The organism is Alsobacter sp. KACC 23698, from assembly GCF_045348435.1.
In the GTDB taxonomy this organism is placed as follows: Bacteria; Pseudomonadota; Alphaproteobacteria; order Rhizobiales; family Beijerinckiaceae; genus Alsobacter.
The window spans coordinates 1,951,945-1,972,208 of sequence record NZ_CP157484.1 but is presented as its reverse complement, the minus strand read 5'-3'; the positions used below and the strand labels follow the sequence as shown (position 1 = coordinate 1,972,208).

The following is a 20,264-nucleotide window of genomic DNA, read 5'->3' as shown; positions in this document are numbered from 1 at the left end:
ATGGGCGCTGTTCACCCTGCTTCGAATCACGGACACGGCGCGACGCGGTGTTCGGCCCAGACCGAGGAACCGCCATGTTCATGCGCATCGACAAGTTGCAGGCCGAGCTGCCTGCTCCCAAACGAAAGGATCCCAACGCCGCCGCGGCCCTGCAGGAGCTGCTCGGCGGCAAATACGGCGAAATGAGCACGCTCGGGAACTACATGTTCCAGAGCTTCAACTTTCGCAGCAAGGCCAAGCTGCGGCCGTTCTACAGCCTGGTCGCGAGCATCACGGCCGAGGAGCTCGGTCACGTCGAGCTGGTCAGCAACGGCGTGGCGATGCTCAACAACGGTCCCGACAATGACGGCGACGAGCAGGACGGAGGCGACATCTCAGGCGCGCCGTTCGAGGACATGAAGGACATCCGGCTCGCCGCGGCCTTCCTGTCGAACGGCGGCGGCGTCACGCCCGTGAACAGCAACGGGCAATCCTGGAACAACGATTTCATCACCACCACCGGCAATGTGGTCCTGGATCTCCTCCACAACTTCCACCTGGAATGCGGGGCGAGGCTTCACAAGCTGCGGGTGTACGAGACCCTGACGGACCCGACCGGCCGCGAGGTCTGCGGCTATCTCCTGGTGCGCGGTTCGGTCCACGCCCACGCCTATGCGCTGGCGCTGAAGAAGATCACCGGCGTCGAGATCGAGAAGATGCTGCCCACCCCCAACATCCCGCTCGGCAAGATCCCCGAGTGCCAGAAATTCCTCCAGGAGGGCTCCCACCGGCGCCTCTACACGTTCAGCCCCGACGACTACAAGGACATGTCGGGGATCTGGGGCAATGGAGAGGTCGCGTTGCCGACCGATCCGCCCGGCGAGCTGGAGGTCGTCGAAGGGATGCCGGACGGCGGCAAGATCCATCAGCTCACCGGCGTGCCGTCGGCGTTCACGCCGGACTACGCGCCCGAGGAAATGTTCGAGATCGCCACCAAGCTCTACAAGAAGTCCCGCTGAACGGGCCGCGTCACGCCCGGACGCGGCTTGGTCTCGCGGCGCTCAGGACAATCCTGATGCGCCGCGGAGCCGCGGCCCGCATGCCCTTGATGGCTGCGCCGTTCAGGGCGAGAACGCCCCGTTCGGCATGCTTTCGGCGACCTGCAAGGCGCGGGTTAGGTGCGCCCTGACATAGCGCTGCGCCGCGTCGGCGTCCCGGTCGAGGATCGCCTGGGCGATGAGCCTGTGCTCGGCGAGCGAAGCCGCGATGTTCTCAGGCTTCAGGGTCCCGACCAGCTGGTACATGAGGACGGTGAGGCGCAGTTGCCGCGTGAGCCTCAAGAGCTGCTCGTTGCCGCTGGCTTCGGTGATCGCGTCGTGGAACGCGTGGTTCTCGTCCAGGTAATCCGGCCCGGCGACCCGCGGCGCGTCGTTCCAGATGGGCTGGACCTTGCGCTGGAAGCGGTCGCGCACGCGCGGGTCGGCCATGGCCTCGGCGGCGAACTGAGCCGCCAGCGTCTCCAACCCGACCCGGATCTGAAACAGCTCCTTCATCTCGCGCATCGTGAGACGCCGCACGAGGGCGCCCCGGTGCGGGACGATCTCCAACAGGCCCTCGGCCGATAGCCGGCGGAACGCCTCGCGCAGCGGGCCGCGGCTGACCCGGAGATCGCGCGTCAGATCCGCCTCGATGAGCCGTTGGCCGGGGGCGTAGCGGCCCTGCATCACGCCGGTGCGCAGATGCTCCAGGACATAGTCCACCGTGCCGCCCCGAAGGCGGCCGCTCTCGCTCTCCTGCGGCTCTGGCGCGGTGGTCACAACGGCCGACATGAGATCTGCCTAGCAGCGAAACTCTCGGTTGACAACGGTTCGCCCGGCAATATTGTCCTACAAGATAAGGAAACAAAAAAGGCCGAACGCGCCTCGGAGGACATGCCCCACCACCGCCGCGCCTTCAGGGCCGGCCGGGCTCTCCGGCGTGCGCGACTGCAGGAGACGCCCCATGTTGATCGGCAAGTCAGTCCCGGCTGTCAGCGGGATGTGCACGTCCACCCCCGACCGGATCGAAATCCGCGGGCTGGACCTCGCGAACGACCTGATGGGCCACTACGGGTTCACGGAGTTCTTCTATTTCCTCGTCACCGGGCAGAAGCCGTCCGAGCAGCAGCGCTTCTTCCTGGACCTGCTTCTGGTCTCGATCGCCGAGCACGGCCTGACGCCCACCGCGCAGGCGGCGCGCATGACCCTGGCGGCGGCGCCGGACAGCCTGCAGAGCGCGGTCGCGGCCGGCATCCTGGGCTGCGGCACGGTGGTCCTGGGCAGCGCCGAGCTCTGCGCCCAGGCGCTCGCCGACGCGGCCAAGCGCGTCGACGCCGGCGCCTCGCCGGCCGAGGCGACGCTGCAGATCGCGACCGAGGTCCGCGGCCGGCGCGAGAAGATGCCGGGCTTCGGCCACCCCATCCACCACCCCGTCGACCCGCGCACGGAGCGGATCCTGGCGCTGGTGGACGAGCGCGGGATCGCCGGTCGGAACGTGGAGCTTCTCAAGCACTTCCGGACCGCGGTGGCGCAGGTCTGGGGCAGGCCCATGCCGCTCAACGTCTCCGGCCCGATCGCGGCCGTGCTGATGGATCTCGGCTTCCCGACCACGATGACCAAGGCGATCCCGATCCTGGCGCGCACCGCCGGGCTCCTCGGCCACCTCGCCGAAGAGCAGCGCCGCCCCATCGGGTTCCTTCTGGCGCATCACGCCGAGGAAGCCGTCGCCTACGATCCGGCCGGCTGAGCGAGGACCCCCGAGATGCTGCAGGAACCCGCCATCGAGACGCTGCCCTGGGCGCAGCAAAAGGCGCAGGACGACCCGCTCTATCGCGAGCAGGTCCGCTTCCTCTTCGAGCGCTCGCGCTTCTTCCGCGAGAAGCTCGAAGGCAACGGCTACCGCACGCCGGAGTCCGTGGGCGGGCTGGACGACATCGCGGCGCTGCCGCTCACCGAGAAGGACGAGCTGCGGGCCAGCCGCAGCGACGCCGATCCGATCGGGACGCATCTGGCGTCGCCGCTCGAGGAGGTGGTGCGCATCTTCTCCACCAGCGGCACCACCGGCGTGCCGAGCTATATCCCGCTGACGGCGGGGGATCTCGAGAACTGGGTGCGCACCTCGGCCCGCAGCTACGGCGCATCCGGCCTCGCGCCGGGCCAGCGCCTCATCTCCACCTACAACGCCGGGCCCTTCGTGGCCGGCGCGGCCCTGGACGCCTTCCCACGCCTGGGCCTCTGCCACATCCCGGTCGGCACCGGCAACACCGAGCGCCTGCTCACGGCCGTGCAGCTGCTGAAGCCCCACGTGCTGGCCTGCACCCCGTCCTATGCGCTGCATCTCGCCGAGATCGGCGAAGCGCGGGGGCTCGACCTGCCCCACAGCAGCATCGAGCGCATCATGGTGGCGGGCGAGCCCGGCGGCGGCGAACCCGCGATGCGGGCGAAGCTGGAAGCCGCCTGGGGCGCCAAGGTCACCGAGGCGATGGGCATCGGCGACATCTCGGTCTCGCTGTGGGGCGAGTGCGAGGAGCAGCACGGCATGCACTTCTCCGGTCGCGGCTTCGTCCATTTCGAGCTGATCGAGCCCGAGACCGGCAAGGCCGTGCCGGTGGAGGACGGCGCCCGGGGCGAACTCGTCTACACCCATCTGCGCCATCGCGGCGCGCCGCAGCTGCGCTTTCGCAGCCGCGACCACGTGGTGGTCCATACCGGGCCCTGCGCCTGCGGGCGCACCTCGCCGCGGGTTCGCTGCATCGGCCGGACGGACGACATGCTGATCGTGCGCGGCGTCAACGTATTCCCCTCGGCGATCCGGGAGGTCGTCAACCGTCAGGCTCCGGCCGTGACGGGCGTCGTCTCGGTCCGCCCCGCCGCGAAGGGGGTGAAGCAGGCGCCGCCGCTGAAGGTGGTCGTCGAGCTCGCCGAGAACGAGGCCGGGTCCGACGCGCTGCGGGAGCGGATCGAACACGACATCCGGGCGACGCTCGTGGTGACCACCCGGGTGCATCTCGCCTCCTATGGGTCGCTGCCCCGGAGCGAGTACAAGTCGCGCCTGCTCGACTTCTCGGAAGCCACCGAGGAGGCGGCGGATGACTGAGCAGGGCGGCGCCCCTCCCCGCCCGGGAGGCCGGCCATGACCTTCGCGTCCGTAGCGCAGGCCGTCCTGCTCGCGCTGTCGATGGCGGGCCTCTATGCGGCGGTGGCGGCGGGCCTCACGCTGACCGTCGGCGTGACGCGGATCATCAACTTCGCCCACGGCGAGTTCGTGATGCTCGGGGCCTTCCTGACCTACTGGCTGCACATGCGGTTCGGGGTGTCGCCCTGGCTCGGGATGGCGGCCTCAGGGCTCGCTCTCGGCGCCTTCTCGGCCCTGGTCTACCGGGGGTTTCTGGCGCGGGTGCTGAAGCAGGACGAGCACAACCAGCTCTTGGCGACGCTCGGCCTGTCGATCCTGATCCTCAACCTCGCCGTGATCGCCTGGTCGCCCGACCCGCGCGTGATGCAGGCGCCGCAGCTTTTGCCGTCGCTGAACGTCGCGGGCGTCACGGTGCCGGGCAACAACATCGCGGTCGCGCTCGTCGGTTTGCTCCTCTTCGCGGCGATGTACATGCTGCGCAATCACACCCGCTACGGCACGCAGATGCGCTTTGCGAGCGACGACCCTGCTTTGGCGATGCATGCCGGCATCGACGTGGACCGGGTGTTCGAGCTCTCCTTCGTGATCGGGGGAGCGGCGGCCGGCGTGTCCGGCGGCCTGGTGGCGCTAATCCTTTACGTCCAGCCCACGGTTGGCGTCGACCTCGTCATCCGCGCCTTCGCGATCATCGCGCTGGGAGGGCTCGGCAACATCCCGGGCGCTCTGATCGGCAGCGCCATCCTGGCGCTCACGGAGGGTCTGATCAGCACCTTCGTGCCGCAGGGCGGCAGCTGGGGCTTCGGCATCGCCTTCCTGATCCTGCTCCTCGTGCTGGTGGTTCGCCCCAGCGGGCTGTTCGGCAAGCAGGCCCAGGCATGAGCAGGACCATCCTCGCCCGCCTCGGCCTGTATGGGGCGATCTCGACGCCCTCGCTGCTGATCCTGGCGGCCGACCACCCTTTCCTGATCCAGGTGGCGATCGGCACGCTGATCTCGGCCATCCTGGCTCTCGCCTGGGACATCCTGTCCCGCACCGGCCAGGTCTCGCTGGGGCACGCGGCGTTCTTCGGCATCGGCGGCTACGGATCCGGCCTGTTGACGCCCGTGGTCGGCCCGGTGCTGGGCTGGACCCTCGGGATCCTGCTCTGCGCCGCGGTGGCGGTCGTGCTCGGGGCCATCACGCTGCGGCTGCGCCGGCTCTACTTCACCATCGCGACCCTGTCGTTCAGCCTGTCGATCCAGGTCCTCATCCTGGTCACGCCCGGGATCACGGGCGGCTCGACGGGCATCATGCCGCCGGTGATCGCGAGCGGGTCCCCTCCCCGCCAGCTTCTCTTCATCACCGGGTGCCTGGTCGCGGCGGCCATCGTCAGCGACGTGTTCCTCGGGCGCCGCTTCCGGCCCGCTTTCTTCATGATCCGCAACAATCCCGACCTCGCGGCGGCTTCGGGCGTGCCGGTCACGCGCCTGAAGATCCTGGCCTTCGCGGTGTCCGGCATGGTGGCCGGCCTGGCGGGCGCCTGCTACTGCGGCCTCTACGGCTACGTCATCCCCGAGGACGTGTTCACCACCAACTGGAACGTCCTGCCGCTCGCGGTCACCATCCTGGGCGGCATGGACACGACCCTCGGCCCCGTCGTCGGCGCCGTCGTGCTGCGGATGCTGGAGGAACTCGCCCGCCACTTCGTGGGCGGGGTCGGATACCAGGTCGTCTATGGGGCGGTGATCATCCTGTTCATCGTCGGCATGCCGGAGGGCCTCGTCGGTTTCGGGCGCAGGCTGCTGCGCCGCCGCCGGGGCGCCGGGGGCGGAGCGCCCGCCAAGGCGAGGGCGGCGGCATGACGGCGGCCTTGCGCATCGACGGATGCACCGTCGCCTTCGGCGGCCTACGGGCCATCGACGATGTCAGCCTCGACATCCCTGGTGGGGCCATCACGGCGCTGATCGGGCCGAACGGGTCCGGCAAGAGCACCTTCGTCAACATGGTCTCGGGCCAGATCCCGCCGCGCCAGGGCAAGGTGCTGCTGGGCGGCGAGCCCGTGCAGGGGCTGCGTCCCGACAGGATCGTCCATCGGGGTCTCGCCCGGACCTACCAGGTGCCGCGCGTGCCGAAGGACCTCACCATCGACGAGGTCATCGCCGTCCCGCTCCTCTACGCCAGGTCGGAGCGCCCGATGCCGGGCGGCGCGCGCAGCGCGGGCGACCTCGCGCGATACTGCGGGCTGAAGCCGGACGTCGGCACGCGCTGCGGCCAGCTGTCCGTCTCGGACCTGCGCCGGCTGGAGATCGCGCGGGCTCTGGCCTGTCGTCCGAGCGTCCTGCTGCTCGACGAGTCCATGGCGGGGCTGAGCCTGGAGGACACCGACCAGGTCATCGGCCTCGTGCGGGAGATCCACGCCTCCGGCGTCACCATCGTGGTGATCGAGCACGTGATGAAGATCATCGCGCGCCTGTGCGGGCATGCGGTCGTGCTCAACCAGGGCAAGGTGCTGGCGGAGGGCGCGCCCCATGCGGTGCTGAGCGATCCGGACGTGCGCGAAGCCTATCTCGGGAAGGGGTTCAAGCTGTGAACCGGTTCGAGGTCAGTCTGGAGAGGGCCGGCTATGGCGAGCTCACCGTCATCCCCAAGCTATCCTTCGAAGCGTCGGGCGGAGAACTGCTGGTGCTGCTGGGTCCCAACGGGGCGGGCAAGACGACGGCGCTGCGGGCGGTGGTCGGGACCGTGGACGTCGCACGGCGCAGCGTCCGCCTGGACGGCGCCGACCTCTCCGGCCTCCCCGCCTGGGGACTGGCGCGCGCCGGCGTGGCCTATGTGCCGGACGGGGCGCGATGCTTCAGCAACGCCACCGTGGAGGAGAACCTCCGCGGCGCCTTCGAGGCCACGGACCGGCCGTCCAGGCCCGGCCAGCGGAGCCGGCTGTTCGACCTCGCCTTCGAGCTGTTTCCCGTCCTGCAGGAGCGCCTCGGGCAACTGGCCGGCTCCATGAGCGGGGGGCAGCGCCAGATGCTCGCGATCGCACGCGCCCTCATGATCGAGCCGCGCGTGCTCGTGCTGGACGAGCCCTCGGCGGGGCTCTCGCCCAAGCTGGTGGAGGAGCTCTTCGAGGCGCTGGGCCGCATCAAGGCCACGAGCGGCTGCGCCGTCGTGATGGCGGAGCAGAACTTCGCCGCGGCGGTCAGCGTCGCCGACCATTGTCTCGTGCTGGACGAAGGACGCGTGGCCCTGAGCGGCACGGTGGAGGAGGTGCGCAGCAACGAAAAACTGAGGATCGCCTATCTGGGCCTGTGAGCGGCGCCCAGCGCCGCCCGAGCCCGCGCTCGATGCATGTCCGCCGGCAAGGAGCGGACAACGAGGGAGGAGAACGACCATGATGAGTAAAAGCCTGGGCCGCCTGCTGGCGGCCGCTGCGGCGGCGGCCGTCGCGACGCTGACGCCCGCGATGGCGCAGCAGAACGCGCCGCTGAAGATCGGCGTCCCCCTGCCGCTGACGGGCGCCTTGGCCGGCGGAGGCGCGCAGATTCTCTGGGGCGTCCAGTACGCGGCCGACGAGGTGAACGCGGCCGGCGGGTTGTTCGGCCGCAAGATCGAACTGGTCGTCGAGGACACCAAGGGCGAGCCGAACACCTCCGCGGGCATCGCCGCGAAGCTGGCCACCCAGGACAAGGTCGACGCGGTGGTGGGCGGCTTCGGCAGCACCGCCGACTTCGCGCTCCTGAGCGCGCTGCAGCGCTACGAGCCCATCTTCGTGCATCCGGGCTCGTCCTCGGTCAGGCTCGAAGAGACCTTCGGCAAGAACGACTGGTATTATCACGTCTATATCTGGGACTATCACCGCCAGAAGGCCGCGGTGAACTTCTTCAAGAGCATCCCGGGCGTGAAGACGCTGGCGATCGCCTTCGAGGACAAGCTCTACGGCACGGACGGCGCCAAGTTCACGGAACAATACGCCAAGGAGGCCGGCCTCGAGGTCGTCATGAAGGAGCCGTTCCGCGCCGGAACGCCCGACTTCTCGCCGATCCTGAACCGCGCCAAGGGGCTCAACCCGGACGTGCTGTTCCTGATCGGCTACTCGGGCGACAACATCCAGATCGCCCGCCAGGCGGCCCAGCTCGGCGTCAAGCCGAAGCTGCTCGTCACCCAGGGCGCGGGCGAGAAGCGCTCGGACTTCGGGACGGCCGGCGACAACGTGGTCGTGATCGACCTGTGGTCCGCCAAGCAGAAGACGCCCGGTCTGGCCGAGTGGGTGAAGAAAGCCGAGGCGAAGCGGGGCGGCGAAGTCGTCTCGAGCGCCGTGCAGGGCTACGTCGCCATGCAGACGCTCACCGAAGCCGCCAAGGCCGCGGGATCGTGGGATCGGGCCAAGGTCCTCGAGAAGCTTGGATCGATGACCTTCGACACGCCCTACGGCAAGGTCGCCTACACGGCCTCGGAGATGGGCGGAAAGCACCAGCTCATCACGGACAAGAGCATGATCGCCGTCCAGTACAAGCCCGACGGCGGCCAGGAAGTGGTCTGGCCGGCTGAAAAGGCCGACGCCAAGATCACCTATCCGGCCCCGTAACCGGCCTTTCGGCTCCACCCCGGCGGCGCCGCCGCCGGGGCTTTCCACGAGGTATAGCCATGCCCGTCACCCTCTCCGACCGCCTCGCCCAGCCGGGCATGATCGTCGCGCCCGGCGTCTACGACATGGTTTCGGCGAAGCTCGCTGACGCCGCCGGCTTCGACGCCCTCTACATGACGGGCTTTGGCGTCGTCGCCTCTTATCTGGGCTACCCGGACGCGGGGCTCGCCACCTACACGGACATGGTCGGCCGGGTGCGGCAGATCGCCGAGGGCGTCGCGACGCCGCTCATCGCGGACGGCGACACCGGCTATGGCGGCCTTCTCAACGTCGACCATGCGGTGCGCGGCTACGAGGCCGCGGGCGCCCAGGCGATCCAGCTGGAGGACCAGGAGTTCCCCAAGAAGTGCGGCCACACGCCGAGCCGGCGCGTGATCCCGATGGCGGACGCCGCCCGCAAGATCCGGGTCGCCTCCGAGGCGCGGTCGTCCCGGGATTTCAAGATCGTGGCCCGGACGGACGCGAGGACCGGCCACGGCCTCGACGAGGCCCTGCGCCGGGGCGAAGCCTTCCTGAAGGCGGGCGCCGACATCCTGTTCATCGAGTCGCCCGAGAGCGAGGAGGAGATGCGCAGGATCGGCTCGGCCTTCGACGTCCCGCTCCTGGCCAACATGGTGGAGGGCGGACGCACGCCGATCCTGTCGCAGCAGGACCTGGAAGGGCTCGGCTACAAGATCGCCATCTATCCTGTCGCCGGCCTTCTGGCCGCCTCCGCCGCGCTGTCCTCCCTCTACGGGCACATGCGCAAGACCGGCTCGACCCTGGGATGGAGCGGCGAGCTGGCCGGGTTCTCGGATTTCGTCCGCATGATCGGTTTCGAGCGCGTGTGGGACTTCGAGAAGCGCAACGCCGAATGACGCAGGGGCGGCCCCGGTGCTTCGTCGGCACGGCCGGCTGGAGCATTCCAAGCATCCACGCCGAAGCCTTCCCAGCCGACGGCAGCCATCTTGAGCGCTACGCCGCCGTGTTCCCGGCGGCCGAGATCAACACCTCCTTCTACCGGCCTCACCGCAGGTCCACCTATGAGCAATGGAGCGCCTCGACGCCGCCGTCGTTCCGCTTCTCGGTCAAGGCGCCGAAAAGCGTCACGCATTCGGACTGGAGCGACATCGAGCCCGACCTGGATGCGTTCTTCGCCGAGACGGCGGGTCTGGGCGACAAGCTCGGTCCCATCCTGATCCAGCTCCCTCCCAAGCGCGTCTTTGCGGCGATCGAAGCCGGCGCGTTCCTGTCCGCATTTCGCGACAGGACGGGCGGCGACATCGTTCTGGAGCCGAGGCACGCATCCTGGTTCGGGCCCGAGGCGGACGATCTCTTGCAAGCGCGCCGCGTCGCGAGGGTCGCCGCGGATCCGCCTCGGGCGAGCGGCGCCGATCGGCCCGGCGGCTGGTCGGGCCTGGCCTATTTCCGCCTGCATGGCTCGCCGGAGATCTACCGATCGTCCTATGCGGGAGAGCGGCTGGACGCGCTGGCCTCCGTCATGCGGGCTGCGGCGGACGCCGGGTCCCAGACCTGGTGCATCTTCGACAACACGACCTCCTATGCGGCCGCAGGCGACGCGCTTGCGCTGGTCAGGCTGCTCGGCCCGGGCTGCCGCTGACAGGATCCCTTGGCCGGTCGGATCCTTTCGCTGGATCCGGCTCATCGCTCCCCGAGCCTGGCCCTGAGCGCCGCGTTCTCCTCCGCGAGCCTGTCCCGCTCGGCTTCGAGCCGCGCGAGGGCGGCCGCGGCGGCGGCGGCGTCGACCTTGCGGGGGATGTGCTGCGGGCAGTTGATGTCCCACGCCTCGACCGTGAACAGGATGGCCTGCTCGGGGCGGGCCTCATAACCTTCGGGCATGAGCCGGGCGACGAGGTCGGGATCCTGCACGACGCGGGCGCGGCCCCAGAGCTTCACCCGCCGGCGATGGGCGTAATCGATCAGGAAGAGAAAGGCTCGCTCGTTCTCCTGGAGGTTCCCGGTGGTCACATACTGCCGATTGCCCGAGAAGTCGGCGAAGCCGAGCGTATGCTCGTCGACGACCCGGATGAAGCCCGCCGGCCCGCCGCGATGCTGGGCGTAGGGCTGGCCCTTGGCGTTGGCGGTGGCCAGAAAGGCCGTGTCGACCTCGGCGAGAAAGGCCGCGAGTTCGGGCGTCACGGCGGTGCGGAAGCCGCCGCGCTCCTCCATCCGGGCGTAAGCGGACCGCGATCCGCGTTGCGCCTGCAGGGCCTTGACCCGCGGCGTGAAGGCGATGTCGCTGGAAGGAACGTCAGTCATGGCCAGTCTCCGATGGGACGTGTGCAAAGACCATGCGCCCTGTCCGCTGGGGCGATAATCCGCCAAGATGGCGCGACATCGTTTCAACCAGCGGGATGATCCATGGACCGGATGCTGGCGCTGCGCACCTTCGCCGCCGTCGCCCGCCTGCGCAGTTTCGCGGGCGCTGCGCGTCAGCTCCGGCTTTCGGCGACGGCCGCAAGCCGCGCGGTGGCGCTGCTGGAGGAGGAGCTCGGGGCGCCGCTTCTGCTGCGCACGACGCGGTCCGTGAGCCTCACTCCGGAGGGAGCCGCCTATCTCGACGCCTGCCAGTCCGCCCTGGACCAGCTGGACGACGCCGCGCGCCGGGTCAGGGGCGAGGACGCCGAGCCGCGCGGCCGGCTGGCGGTGACGGCCCCCGTCGTCTTCGGCCGCATGCACGTGCTGCCCATCGTCACCGGCCTGCTGCAAGCCCACCCCAAGCTTTCGGTCCAGCTGCAGCTCGCCGACCGGGTCGTTCGCCTGGCCGAGGAGGGAGTCGACGCCGCCGTGCGCATCGGCGAGCTGGCCGACAGCGCCCTCCACCAGGCCAGGCTGACCGAGGTTCGACGCGTCCTCGTCGCCAGCCCGTCCTACCTGGCGGCGAGGGGCGAGCCGGCGACCGTGGCCGACCTCGCCGGCCACGACCTCGTCGCCTTCGACAACTTCACGGCCAACGGCGAATGGCGCTTCGCCGAGGGCCGGCCGGTGCGGGTGGAGCCCCGGCTGCTCACGAACGACGTGGAATCGGCCATCGACGCCGTCCTGAGCGGGTTGGGGATCGCGAGGGTGTTGTCCTATCAGGTGACGCGGCGCCTGGCGGACGGCTCCCTGACGCGGATCCTGCCAGCGTCCGAGCCCCCTCCCCTGCCGGTCACCCTCGTGTTTCCGGCGAACCGCCGCGGGTCTCCCAACCTGCGCGCGTTCCTTCAGGCTGCGCAGCGGGCGCTCCGCCCGGCGGACCTCGGGTGACCGACGCAGACTTACGCGCCAAACTCGCCGGGCTTCTCGCGCCCCGTCGGGTTCACGCCGTCGCCCGGGCCGCCTGCTGGGCGAAGAGGGAATGGATCTGGGCGACCACGGCGGCGCCTTCGCCGACGGCGGCGGCGACGCGCTTCGTGGATCCGGCTCGGACGTCGCCGATGGCGAACACGCCGGGCATGCTGGTCTCCAGCGGGAGCCCGCGGGAGCCCGTCACGACAAAGCCCTTGCCGTCCGTCTCCACGCAGGATCGCGCCCAGTCGGCGTTCGGGTCGGCGCCGATGAACAGAAACATGTGGCGCAGGGGACAGGTGTGCAGGGCGCCGTCGCGCCTGTCGCGGAACGTCGCCGCCGTCAGGCCCCTCGCGCGGCTCCCCTCCAGGCCGGCGATCTCGCTGCCGACATGGATCTCGACGTTGGCGAGCGCGTGGATGCGCTCGATCAGATAGCGCGACATGGTCTCTTCGAGGTCGCGCCTGACGACCAGATGCAGCGTCTTCACCTGCGGGGCGAGGAACACGACGGCCTGGCCGGCGGAGTTGCCGCCGCCGACCAGCGCCACCTCCTCGCCCGCGCAGAGGCGGGCTTCGACCGCCGACACCCAGTAGGACACGCCCGCGCCCTCGAACTCCGCCAGATTGGGGATGTCCGGCCGGCGGTAGCGGGCGCCGGACGCGATCACCACCGCGCGCGCCTTGACCCGGCGGTCGCCCGCGCAGGCCAGGGTCAATGCGCCGCCGTCGCAATCGAGGCGCTCGACGGCGATCGGAATGGCGACCTCCGCGCCGAACTTCAGGGCCTGGTTGAAGGCCCGGCCCGCGAGCGCCTGGCCAGAGATCCCGGTCGGGAACCCGAGATAGTTCTCGATCCGCGCGGACGCGCCGGCCTGCCCGCCCATGGCGCGGGCGTCGAGCACCAGCACCGACAGCCCCTCGGAGGCCGCATAGACCGCCGTGGCGAGGCCGGCCGGCCCGGCGCCGACGACGGCCACATCCACGATGCGCTCGGGATCGATCTCCGGCACCAGGCCAAGGCACGCCGCCAGTTCCTCGACCGTCGGCCGCTTTAGGACGGGGCCCGCCGGGCAGACCACGAGCGGCAACTCCTCGGGCAGCACGCCCGTGCGCACCGCCAGCGCGCGCCCTTCCTGGTCGTCCCGGACGTCGAGGACGAGGTTGGGCAGTCCCGCCCGGTTCAGGAACCCCTGCAGCTCCACGACCTCGCGGCTGTCCGGCACGCCGATGAGGATCGTCCCTGCGCCGCCCTCCGCGATGAGGCCGACGCGCCGCAGGATCAGGGCGCGCATGACGATCTCGCCCAGTTCCGCCGACCCCACCATCAGCGCGCGCAGGTGGGCGGCGTCGAACGGCAGCGCCGTGCAGCCTTGCGGGCCAGCATGGCCGCCCGCGATCGCCGGGAGGCCCGCAAGCTGGTTCACCTCGCCCGAGAACTGCCCTTCATGATGCGTGGTGATCAGGGCCTCGTGGGTCAGTCCGTCGCGGCGGATGACCTCGATCGAGCCCTGAAGGACGAGCCAAGCCGGCGCGTCGGTCGCGCCGATCGCGTAAATGACCTCGCCCGGCTGGAAGCGGCGCTCGGGTCCGCTCGCGAAGCGGCGGGCCAGATCCATCTGGCCCGGGGTGAGCGTGGGAAACATCTGGTGTTCGCGGCTGGCGATCGATGTCACGCAATCCTCCGTCGGCTGGTCGGCGCATCCTCGGGTCATGACCGGACGGGAGGGTCTGGCGGGCGAGCCCGCCCCGGCGATCACGATCGATCACATTATCGGCGAGGCGCGGCCACGGCCCTCCCCCTTTTTCTCGCATTCTGGAAGGCTGCCCCAGGGAGGCTCTCCCATGGCCGTCGGGCCGGAGCCGACCGTCGCCGCTCTCACCCCCCGGAGGCACGCCATGTCCACCGTCCAACCTCAGTTCCACCGCCGCACGCTCCTCGCCGGCGCAGCCGCCGCTCTCGCCGCGGCGCCCGTCGGTCTAGCGGACCGCGCCCGGGCCCAAGGCGGTTCGCCAGGCTCGGCCGAGGCCTTCGGGCCCGTCAAGCAGGTCGAGGCCGGCCTGCTCAGCGTGGGCTATGTCGAGACCGGGCCCGCCGACGGCCCGCCCGTGCTGCTGCTGCACGGCTGGCCCTATGACATCCACAGCTACGCCGAGGTCGCGCCAATCCTGGCGGCGTCAGGACTTCGCGTGCTCGTCCCGCATCTTCGCGGCTACGGCGCCACCCGCTTCCTCTCCGCCGACACGATGCGCAACGGCCAGCAGGCGGCCCTCGCCATCGACGCCCTCGCCTTCCTGGACGCGCTGAAGGTCGAGCGGGCGGTCTTCGCCGGCTACGACTGGGGCGCGCGCACCGCCGACATCCTCGCGGCTCTCTGGCCCGGGCGCTGCCGCGGCCTCGTCTCGGTCAGCGGCTACCTGATCGGCAGCCAGGAGGCCAATCGGGCGCCGCTGCCGCCCAGGGCCGAGTTGCAGTGGTGGTACCAGTATTACTTCGCCACGGAGCGCGGCCAGGAGGGCTACGCGATGCACACCAGGGATTTCGCTCGGCTCATCTGGGAGCTCGCCTCGCCGCAATGGCGGTTCGACGACGCGACATTCGCCCGCTCGGCCGCGTCGCTGGACAATCCCGATCACGTGGCGATCACCATCCACAACTACCGCTGGCGGCTCGGCCTCGCGCCGGGGGAGGCCCGCTACGACGACGTCGAAGCGAAACTGGCGACGTTCCCGGCCATCGGCGCGCCCACGATCACCATGGAGGGCGACGCTAACGGCGCTCCTCATCCCGAGCCCGCCGCCTATGCGAAGCGCTTCACCGGGCGATACGAGCACCGGCTCGTGACGGGCGGCGTGGGGCATAACCTCCCGCAGGAGGCGCCGCGCGCCTTCGCCCAGGCCGTGCTCGACATCGCTCGCGCCTGACCAGTCCCTGCGTCGCGGGTCCTGGCTCCGCGCGGCGGCGGAGCCAAGACCTTCGCTGGACGCCGTCGCCTAGGCCGGCAGGACGACCACCTTCGTCTTGACCGGCGTCCGGGTGTAGAGGTCGATCATGTCCTGGGTGAGCAGGCCGGTGCAGCCGCTCGTCACGCCGGACCCGATCGATTCGGGATCGCTGGTGCTGTAGATCGTGTAGAGCGTGTATTTGCCGTTCTGATAGAGATAGAGCGTCCGGGCGCCGAGCGGGTTCTCGAGGCCTCCGGGCATGCCGCCGGCGTATTTGCGGGCTTCCGGCTGGCGCTGGATCATCTCCTTGGGCGGCGTCCAGGTGGGCCACTCGGCCTTGCGGCCGACATAGGCGTCACCGCTCCACAGGAACCCTTCGCGGCCGACATTGGCGCCGTAGCGGGTGGCGTTTCCGTCGCCTTCGATGCGGTAGACATAGTAGTTGCCGGGATCGACGATGATGGTGCCAGGGGCCTCCTTGGAGGCGTAGCGCACCGTCCGGCGGAAATATTTCGGATCGATCTTGCTGACGTCGACCGCCGGGATCGGGAATTTCGGGTCGGCCACGGGCCCGTAGAGCAGGGACGCCTCGGTCCGGCTCAGGCCGTCGGACGTCGCGCAACCCGCCAGGCCCAGGGCGCCGAGACTGACGGCGGAGCCGAACAGAAACGAACGGCGATCCAGACGCCCGGACGAAAGCTCACGCGAAGCGACCTCGGCCTTCTCGCCGGCGTCGGCGATCCTTTGATCCGTCATCATGAGTTGAAATGTTCCACTGTCCTGTAGCCGGGGGGCGCTCCGGCCTACATCCGCTGCACGTCATGCGAGCGCCGAGATTGCCGTCACGCGGCGCAATTGGCAAGCTCACGCCTTCGCCAAGGCCCTGAACCGCGCCGACCGACGGCACGCGTCATCGCAGCGTCTGGAGGTAGGCGACCATGTCTCGCGCGTCGGACTCGCTCACGCCGAGGTCCGGCATGGCCGTCTCCGGCTTGATGCGCTGCGGATTGCGCACCCAGGCGGCCAGGTTGTCGGGCGTGTTCCAGAGGACGCCGGCGAGGTAAAGCCTCTCCCCCACCCCGTCGAGCGGCGGCCCCACCTGGCTCTCCGCGCTCCGGATCCCCGGGATGACGTGACAGGTGGCGCACGCATATTGGCGAAGCGCGGTTCGGCCCCGCTCGACGGCGCCGTCCGGTGTCCAGGCGACGTTCGGCGGCCTTGCGGCGCCAAGGTCCCGTGGCGGTCCGTCCGCAAGGCGCCTGTATTCGGTGGGCGACAGCGCTGCAGAGCTCTTGAGGAAAGCCGTCAGCGCCCATCTCTCGCTCTCGCCGAGGCGATACTCCCAGGCGGGCATGCCCGTCATCTTGATGCCGTTGGTGATGGCCCAATAGATCTCGGGCGCGGTCTGCGCGCGGCTCATGCGCCCCGCAGGGGGTGGCGGAGGATTCAGGCCGAGCCCGACCGCCCCGGGCGCGACGCCGGGAGCGCCGTGACACGTGACGCAGTCCCGCTCGAAGAGAGCCTGGCCGAGCGCGACCGACGCGCGGTCGTCATAACCGGGCGGCGGCGCGATCCCCGCCGCGTGCCTCTGGATCGATTGCCGCCGCGCCGTGCTGACCAGCCAGGAGACGAGCGGCGTGTGCTGGCCGCTCGCCGAGATGTCGTAGATCCCGGAATACACATAGGCCAGGACCCCGCCCGTCCCTGACGCGACCGCCACGAAAGCCCAGAACGAGAGAACGAGGATCGTGCGTCGCGACGACGGTTTGGCGGCGCTGATCATGGGCGCCGCCCAGCGCGGGCCTGATCCCACGAGCCGGCTTGGCCTGCCGGCATGGCCGGGAGGGCCGTGATGGCGCCTGTCTCCATGAAACCGCCCTTCCGCCCTTCTTCGAACGCCCGCCTTCGAACCTCAGCGTCAACGCGAGCGCGCCAGGAGAGTTCGACGCGGCGACCCGTGCGGCATTTGCGTCGGGAGCGGAACGCGGCGTTCGGGGGCGTCGTTGACCGTCCGCGAGAGCGCAGGGAGGACGGTCATGGCGCATGACGAGACGGAAGGCCCGGACGACACGGTCGGCTACGACGGTCCGGCTGGAGGCTGGGGATCCGTGCGCGGAATATCGTCCGTGCTCCTGAAGGAACTGGATTCGCCCGCGGTCGCCCGGACGCTCATGAGGCAGAACAAGCCAGGCGGGTTCATGTGCGTATCCTGCGCCTGGACGAAGCCGGCGCACCCGCGGCCCTTCGAGTTTTGCGAAAACGGCGCCAAGGCCACCTTGTGGGAGCTGACGAGCCGGCGATGCGCGCCGGACTTCTTCACCCAGCACACGCTGTCCGACTTGCGGGGCTGGAGCGACTACGACCTGGAGCAGCAGGGCCGGCTGACGCACCCGATGCGCTACGATCGGGACACGGACCGCTATGTCCCTTGCTCGTGGGACGAGGCCTTTACCGGCGTCGGCGCCGCGCTGCGGTCCATCGAACCGCGCTCGGCCGTGTTCTACGCCTCCGGGCGGGCCAGCCTGGAGACGGCGTATCTGTATGCGCTATTCGCGCGGCTCTATGGCCACAACAACCTGCCCGACAGCTCCAACATGTGCCACGAGACCACCTCGGTGGCGCTGAAGGAGCTAATCGGCGTGCCGGTCGGAACCGTGACGCTGGAGGACTTCGACCACTGCGACGCGATTTTCTTCTTCGGCCAGAACACCGGGTCCAACAGCCCCCGCTTCCTGCACACGCTGGAGGAGTGCGTGCGGCGCGGGGTCAAGATCGTGACGTTCAATCCCGTGCGCGAGAAAGGCCTGGAGAGCTTCGTCAACCCGCAGAATCCTCTCGAGATGCTGACGGGCTCGGCGACGCCGATCTCGACGCAGTACCACCAGGTCAGGCCCGGCGGAGACATCGCCGCCCTCACGGGCCTGGCCAAGCACGTGCTCGACGAGGACGAGCGAAGCGGCGGCGAAGTGCTCGACCGGGACTTCATCGCCCGCAACACGAGCGGGTTCCAGGCCTTCGCGGACGTCGTGCGGGCCACGACCTGGGAGGAGATCGAACGCGAAGCGGGCCAGACGCGGGCGGCGCTTCAGGCGGCGGCGGAGGTCTACATCGCGGCGGATCGCGTCATCGGCATCTACGGCATGGGCCTGACGCAGCACGCGCGAGGCTTCGACAACATTGCCGCCTATGTGTCGCTGCTCCTGTTGAAAGGCAATCTCGGCCGGCGAGGCGCCGGGATCTCTCCCGTGCGCGGGCACTCCAACGTGCAGGGCCAGCGCACCGTCGGGATCAGCGAGAAGCCGGAACTCGTGCCGCTGGACCGCCTGGCCGACCAGTTCGGCTTTAACCCGCCGCGCCAAAAGGGCATGAACACGGTCGAGGCGTGCGAGGGCCTGCTGGCCGGCGAGGTCCAGGCCTTCATCGGCCTCGGCGGCAACTTCCTGCGCGCCGTGCCGGACAGTCCGGCCATCGAGGCGGCGTGGACGCGCCTGAAGCTGAGCGTCCAGGTCGCGACGAAGCTCAACCGCAGCCATCTCCTGTGCGGCGAGCAGGCCTGGCTGCTGCCCTGCCTCGGGCGAGCGGAAAAGGATGTCCAGACAGGCGGCCCCCAGGTGGTCGCCATCGAGGACAGCCTCAGTCGCATCCACGGCTCGCGCGCCACCCACGCTCCGGCGAGCGAGAGCCTGCTGTCGGAGATCGCCATCGTGGCGGGCATGGCGCAGGCGACGCTTCCACCGAATCCGAAGGTGGACTGGAGCGCCTGGGTCTCGGACTATGGCGCCATCCGGGACGCCATCGAGCACACCTATCCCGACCAGTTCCGGGACTTCAACAAGCGGCTTTTCACGCCCGGCGGCTTCTACCGCGGCAACGCGGCGCATGAGGGGGTCTGGAAGACGGACGACGGCAAGGCCCATTTCACCGCGCCCGCCACCCTGTCGGCCGTCGGCTATCCGGACGAGCCCGGCCGCCTGAGGCTCATCACCCTGCGGAGCAACGACCAGTTCAACACGACCATCTACGGCCTGAGCGACCGGCTGCGCGGCGTCGAGGGTCGCCGCGACGTGCTCCTGATGCCGCCGGCGGAGATCGAGCGGCATGGCTTGCGGCCCGGCCAGCGCGTCGACGTGCATGGCGACGCCGACGACGGCGCTACGCGCAAGGTTGCTGGCCTGGAAGTCGTTCCCTTCGACCTGCCCGTAGGCTGCGTGGCGGGCTACTATCCTGAACTCAACCCGCTCGTGCCGCTCTGGCTGCACGACGCGAAATCGAAGACGCCGGCCTACAAGTCCGTTCCGGTGCGCGTCAAAGCGAGCGACCGAACATGACGGCGTCGCGAGGGCGGCAGGATTCGAGCCTCGCCCGGCGCCTGGCTCAGGCGATCACCGATGCTGGCCATAATCGGAGAGGCGCACGTCCAGCAGCGCCGGGTCGATCCGCGCCTCAAGCCCGACGAACATGCCGTCGGCATATTCGATGAGGCGATCGGAGGCCAGAATGGCGTCGTCGACCCCGGCGTGCAGAACGGCCTCCAGCAGCTCCAGGTGATGATCGATCGTTTCCAGGAGGCCTTCCGGTCCGCCGATCTGCGACAGATAAAGTCCCCCGATCCGGCGAAAGACCGTGTGAAGGGGCCGGAGCGTTCGATCGAGGAAGGGTTCGCCCGTCGCGTCCATCAGAGCCCGGTCGAGTTGCCGGTCATAGGTGTTGAACTCCGCCAGGGACATGAGGTCCCGGCGGGACTTCAGTTGCTGGGTGAGGTGGAGAAGCTGGCTGCGGATGTTGCCCGTCGCGTTGCGTGACGCGGAGCGAATCACGAAGCGGTCCATGTCGCGACGCAGCTGCAGCAGTCTTCGGTCGCGCTCCAGACTGATGGGGCTGACCATCAGCCCGTCGCGCGGACGGATCTGGATCAGGGTCTCGGCCGCGAGGCGGCGCACGGCCTGATGCACGGGCGTCCGGCCGACATTGACGGCGTCCTGCAGATCCTTGGTCGTCGTGCTGGCGCCCGGCGCAAAGACCCGGTGAACGATCAGATCCTCGATCCGATCATAGGCGATCTCGGAGAGGCTTTCTCCGCCTCGGGCGACCATGCCGGGCGCCGGCGGCGAGGACGGGCCGGCGACGGTGGGAGCCTCGGCGGCGATCGCGTGTTTATGAGCTGACACCACACATCTCCGGCGGTTCACGCCTGCTTGCATAGCACGCGAAGGAGTGATATTTCACAATATGTCACAAACAGGCTGAGCGTGCACGTCCAAAGCGCGCCCTTGAAT

19 protein-coding genes are annotated in these 20,264 nt (G+C 69.6%); 13 read left to right on the top strand and 6 right to left on the bottom strand.

Annotation, left to right across the window (positions count from 1 at the left end):
• The first annotated feature begins 74 nt into the window (after window positions 1-74).
• Window positions 75-998, top strand: a complete 924-nt coding sequence (locus tag ABEG18_RS09190) for a manganese catalase family protein (RefSeq protein WP_406857761.1) — start codon at window positions 75-77, stop codon at window positions 996-998.
• A gap of 102 nt (window positions 999-1,100) precedes the next feature.
• Here ABEG18_RS09190 and ABEG18_RS09185 read toward each other — a convergent pair whose 3' ends face one another.
• Window positions 1,101-1,808: a GntR family transcriptional regulator gene (locus ABEG18_RS09185; protein ID WP_406857760.1), complete on the bottom strand. Its 708-nt coding sequence runs from the start codon at window positions 1,806-1,808 to the stop codon at window positions 1,101-1,103.
• A 172-nt stretch (window positions 1,809-1,980) separates the two neighbouring features.
• On the opposite strand from ABEG18_RS09185, the gene ABEG18_RS09180 reads away from it, so the two are divergent.
• From ABEG18_RS09180 to ABEG18_RS09140, 9 genes are all read left to right on the top strand, one after another.
• Window positions 1,981-2,763: a citryl-CoA lyase gene (locus ABEG18_RS09180; protein ID WP_406857759.1), complete on the top strand. Its 783-nt coding sequence runs from the start codon at window positions 1,981-1,983 to the stop codon at window positions 2,761-2,763.
• Between the two features lie 15 nt (window positions 2,764-2,778).
• Window positions 2,779-4,113 carry a phenylacetate--CoA ligase family protein gene (locus ABEG18_RS09175; protein ID WP_406857758.1) on the top strand — a complete coding sequence of 445 codons (1,335 nt, stop codon included), beginning with the start codon at window positions 2,779-2,781 and terminating at the stop codon, window positions 4,111-4,113.
• A gap of 36 nt (window positions 4,114-4,149) precedes the next feature.
• Complete coding sequence (locus ABEG18_RS09170; RefSeq protein WP_406857757.1) at window positions 4,150-5,031, top strand: branched-chain amino acid ABC transporter permease; 882 nt, start codon at window positions 4,150-4,152, stop codon at window positions 5,029-5,031.
• Window positions 5,028-5,993 carry a branched-chain amino acid ABC transporter permease gene (locus ABEG18_RS09165; protein WP_406857756.1) on the top strand — a complete coding sequence of 322 codons (966 nt, stop codon included), beginning with the start codon at window positions 5,028-5,030 and terminating at the stop codon, window positions 5,991-5,993. Before ABEG18_RS09170 ends, ABEG18_RS09165 begins: the two co-directional genes overlap by 4 nt.
• The gene (locus ABEG18_RS09160) at window positions 5,990-6,721 is read left to right on the top strand and encodes an ABC transporter ATP-binding protein (protein ID WP_406857755.1); all 732 of its coding nucleotides are present in this window, start codon (window positions 5,990-5,992) and stop codon (window positions 6,719-6,721) included. Before ABEG18_RS09165 ends, ABEG18_RS09160 begins: the two co-directional genes overlap by 4 nt.
• On the top strand, window positions 6,718-7,440 hold the full coding sequence (locus ABEG18_RS09155; RefSeq protein WP_406857754.1) for an ABC transporter ATP-binding protein: 723 nt from the start codon (window positions 6,718-6,720) through the stop codon (window positions 7,438-7,440). The genes ABEG18_RS09160 and ABEG18_RS09155 overlap by 4 nt, the downstream gene beginning before the upstream one ends.
• 79 nt (window positions 7,441-7,519) lie before the next feature.
• Entirely contained in the window at window positions 7,520-8,713 is a 1,194-nt protein-coding gene (locus ABEG18_RS09150) for an ABC transporter substrate-binding protein (RefSeq protein ID WP_406857753.1), read from the top strand.
• A gap of 59 nt (window positions 8,714-8,772) precedes the next feature.
• On the top strand, window positions 8,773-9,630 hold the full coding sequence (locus tag ABEG18_RS09145) for an oxaloacetate decarboxylase (protein ID WP_406857752.1): 858 nt from the start codon (window positions 8,773-8,775) through the stop codon (window positions 9,628-9,630).
• Window positions 9,627-10,373, top strand: coding sequence for a DUF72 domain-containing protein (locus tag ABEG18_RS09140; RefSeq protein WP_406857751.1), 747 nt, complete (start codon window positions 9,627-9,629; stop codon window positions 10,371-10,373). Before ABEG18_RS09145 ends, ABEG18_RS09140 begins: the two co-directional genes overlap by 4 nt.
• Window positions 10,374-10,414: 41 nt before the next feature.
• On the opposite strand, the gene ABEG18_RS09135 is transcribed toward ABEG18_RS09140, so the two are convergent.
• Window positions 10,415-11,032, bottom strand: a complete 618-nt coding sequence (locus ABEG18_RS09135) for a pyridoxamine 5'-phosphate oxidase family protein (protein WP_406857750.1) — start codon at window positions 11,030-11,032, stop codon at window positions 10,415-10,417.
• Window positions 11,033-11,134: 102 nt separating this feature from the next.
• On the opposite strand from ABEG18_RS09135, the gene ABEG18_RS09130 reads away from it, so the two are divergent.
• The gene (locus tag ABEG18_RS09130; RefSeq protein ID WP_406857749.1) at window positions 11,135-12,022 is read left to right on the top strand and encodes a LysR family transcriptional regulator; all 888 of its coding nucleotides are present in this window, start codon (window positions 11,135-11,137) and stop codon (window positions 12,020-12,022) included.
• A gap of 52 nt (window positions 12,023-12,074) precedes the next feature.
• On the opposite strand, the gene ABEG18_RS09125 is transcribed toward ABEG18_RS09130, so the two are convergent.
• Complete coding sequence (locus ABEG18_RS09125; protein WP_406857748.1) at window positions 12,075-13,718, bottom strand: FAD-dependent oxidoreductase; 1,644 nt, start codon at window positions 13,716-13,718, stop codon at window positions 12,075-12,077.
• A gap of 223 nt (window positions 13,719-13,941) precedes the next feature.
• Between ABEG18_RS09125 and ABEG18_RS09120 the strand changes: the two genes are divergently transcribed.
• On the top strand, window positions 13,942-14,967 hold the full coding sequence (locus ABEG18_RS09120) for an alpha/beta fold hydrolase (RefSeq protein WP_406857747.1): 1,026 nt from the start codon (window positions 13,942-13,944) through the stop codon (window positions 14,965-14,967).
• 69 nt (window positions 14,968-15,036) lie between these two features.
• On the opposite strand, the gene ABEG18_RS09115 is transcribed toward ABEG18_RS09120, so the two are convergent.
• Both ABEG18_RS09115 and ABEG18_RS09110 read right to left on the bottom strand, forming a co-directional pair.
• Window positions 15,037-15,747: a L,D-transpeptidase gene (locus ABEG18_RS09115; protein WP_406857746.1), complete on the bottom strand. Its 711-nt coding sequence runs from the start codon at window positions 15,745-15,747 to the stop codon at window positions 15,037-15,039.
• Window positions 15,748-15,898: 151 nt separating this feature from the next.
• The gene (locus tag ABEG18_RS09110; protein WP_406857745.1) at window positions 15,899-16,771 is read right to left on the bottom strand and encodes a c-type cytochrome; all 873 of its coding nucleotides are present in this window, start codon (window positions 16,769-16,771) and stop codon (window positions 15,899-15,901) included.
• A 253-nt stretch (window positions 16,772-17,024) separates the two neighbouring features.
• On the opposite strand from ABEG18_RS09110, the gene ABEG18_RS09105 reads away from it, so the two are divergent.
• Window positions 17,025-19,316: an FdhF/YdeP family oxidoreductase gene (locus tag ABEG18_RS09105; protein ID WP_406857744.1), complete on the top strand. Its 2,292-nt coding sequence runs from the start codon at window positions 17,025-17,027 to the stop codon at window positions 19,314-19,316.
• A 54-nt stretch (window positions 19,317-19,370) separates the two neighbouring features.
• Here ABEG18_RS09105 and ABEG18_RS09100 read toward each other — a convergent pair whose 3' ends face one another.
• Window positions 19,371-20,156 (bottom strand): GntR family transcriptional regulator, encoded by a 786-nt coding sequence (locus ABEG18_RS09100; protein ID WP_406857743.1) that lies wholly within the window; start codon window positions 20,154-20,156, stop codon window positions 19,371-19,373.
• Window positions 20,157-20,264: the final 108 nt, after the last annotated feature.

Bases quoted from the DNA above. Each gene is read 5' to 3' on its own strand.
- ABEG18_RS09105 (WP_406857744.1), top strand. From the start codon at position 17,025: ATGGCGCATGACGAGACGGAAGGCCCGGACGACACGGTCGGCTACGAC.
- ABEG18_RS09180 (WP_406857759.1), top strand. From the start codon at position 1,981: ATGTTGATCGGCAAGTCAGTCCCGGCTGTCAGCGGGATGTGCACGTCC.
- ABEG18_RS09120 (WP_406857747.1), top strand. From the start codon at position 13,942: ATGTCCACCGTCCAACCTCAGTTCCACCGCCGCACGCTCCTCGCCGGC.
- ABEG18_RS09160 (WP_406857755.1), top strand. From the start codon at position 5,990: ATGACGGCGGCCTTGCGCATCGACGGATGCACCGTCGCCTTCGGCGGC.
- ABEG18_RS09165 (WP_406857756.1), top strand. From the start codon at position 5,028: ATGAGCAGGACCATCCTCGCCCGCCTCGGCCTGTATGGGGCGATCTCG.
- ABEG18_RS09190 (WP_406857761.1), top strand. From the start codon at position 75: ATGTTCATGCGCATCGACAAGTTGCAGGCCGAGCTGCCTGCTCCCAAA.
- ABEG18_RS09185 (WP_406857760.1), bottom strand. From the start codon at position 1,808: ATGTCGGCCGTTGTGACCACCGCGCCAGAGCCGCAGGAGAGCGAGAGC.
- ABEG18_RS09135 (WP_406857750.1), bottom strand. From the start codon at position 11,032: ATGACTGACGTTCCTTCCAGCGACATCGCCTTCACGCCGCGGGTCAAG.
- ABEG18_RS09150 (WP_406857753.1), top strand. From the start codon at position 7,520: ATGATGAGTAAAAGCCTGGGCCGCCTGCTGGCGGCCGCTGCGGCGGCG.
- ABEG18_RS09145 (WP_406857752.1), top strand. From the start codon at position 8,773: ATGCCCGTCACCCTCTCCGACCGCCTCGCCCAGCCGGGCATGATCGTC.
- ABEG18_RS09130 (WP_406857749.1), top strand. From the start codon at position 11,135: ATGGACCGGATGCTGGCGCTGCGCACCTTCGCCGCCGTCGCCCGCCTG.
- ABEG18_RS09110 (WP_406857745.1), bottom strand. From the start codon at position 16,771: ATGATCAGCGCCGCCAAACCGTCGTCGCGACGCACGATCCTCGTTCTC.
- ABEG18_RS09115 (WP_406857746.1), bottom strand. From the start codon at position 15,747: ATGATGACGGATCAAAGGATCGCCGACGCCGGCGAGAAGGCCGAGGTC.
- ABEG18_RS09170 (WP_406857757.1), top strand. From the start codon at position 4,150: ATGACCTTCGCGTCCGTAGCGCAGGCCGTCCTGCTCGCGCTGTCGATG.
- ABEG18_RS09175 (WP_406857758.1), top strand. From the start codon at position 2,779: ATGCTGCAGGAACCCGCCATCGAGACGCTGCCCTGGGCGCAGCAAAAG.
- ABEG18_RS09140 (WP_406857751.1), top strand. From the start codon at position 9,627: ATGACGCAGGGGCGGCCCCGGTGCTTCGTCGGCACGGCCGGCTGGAGC.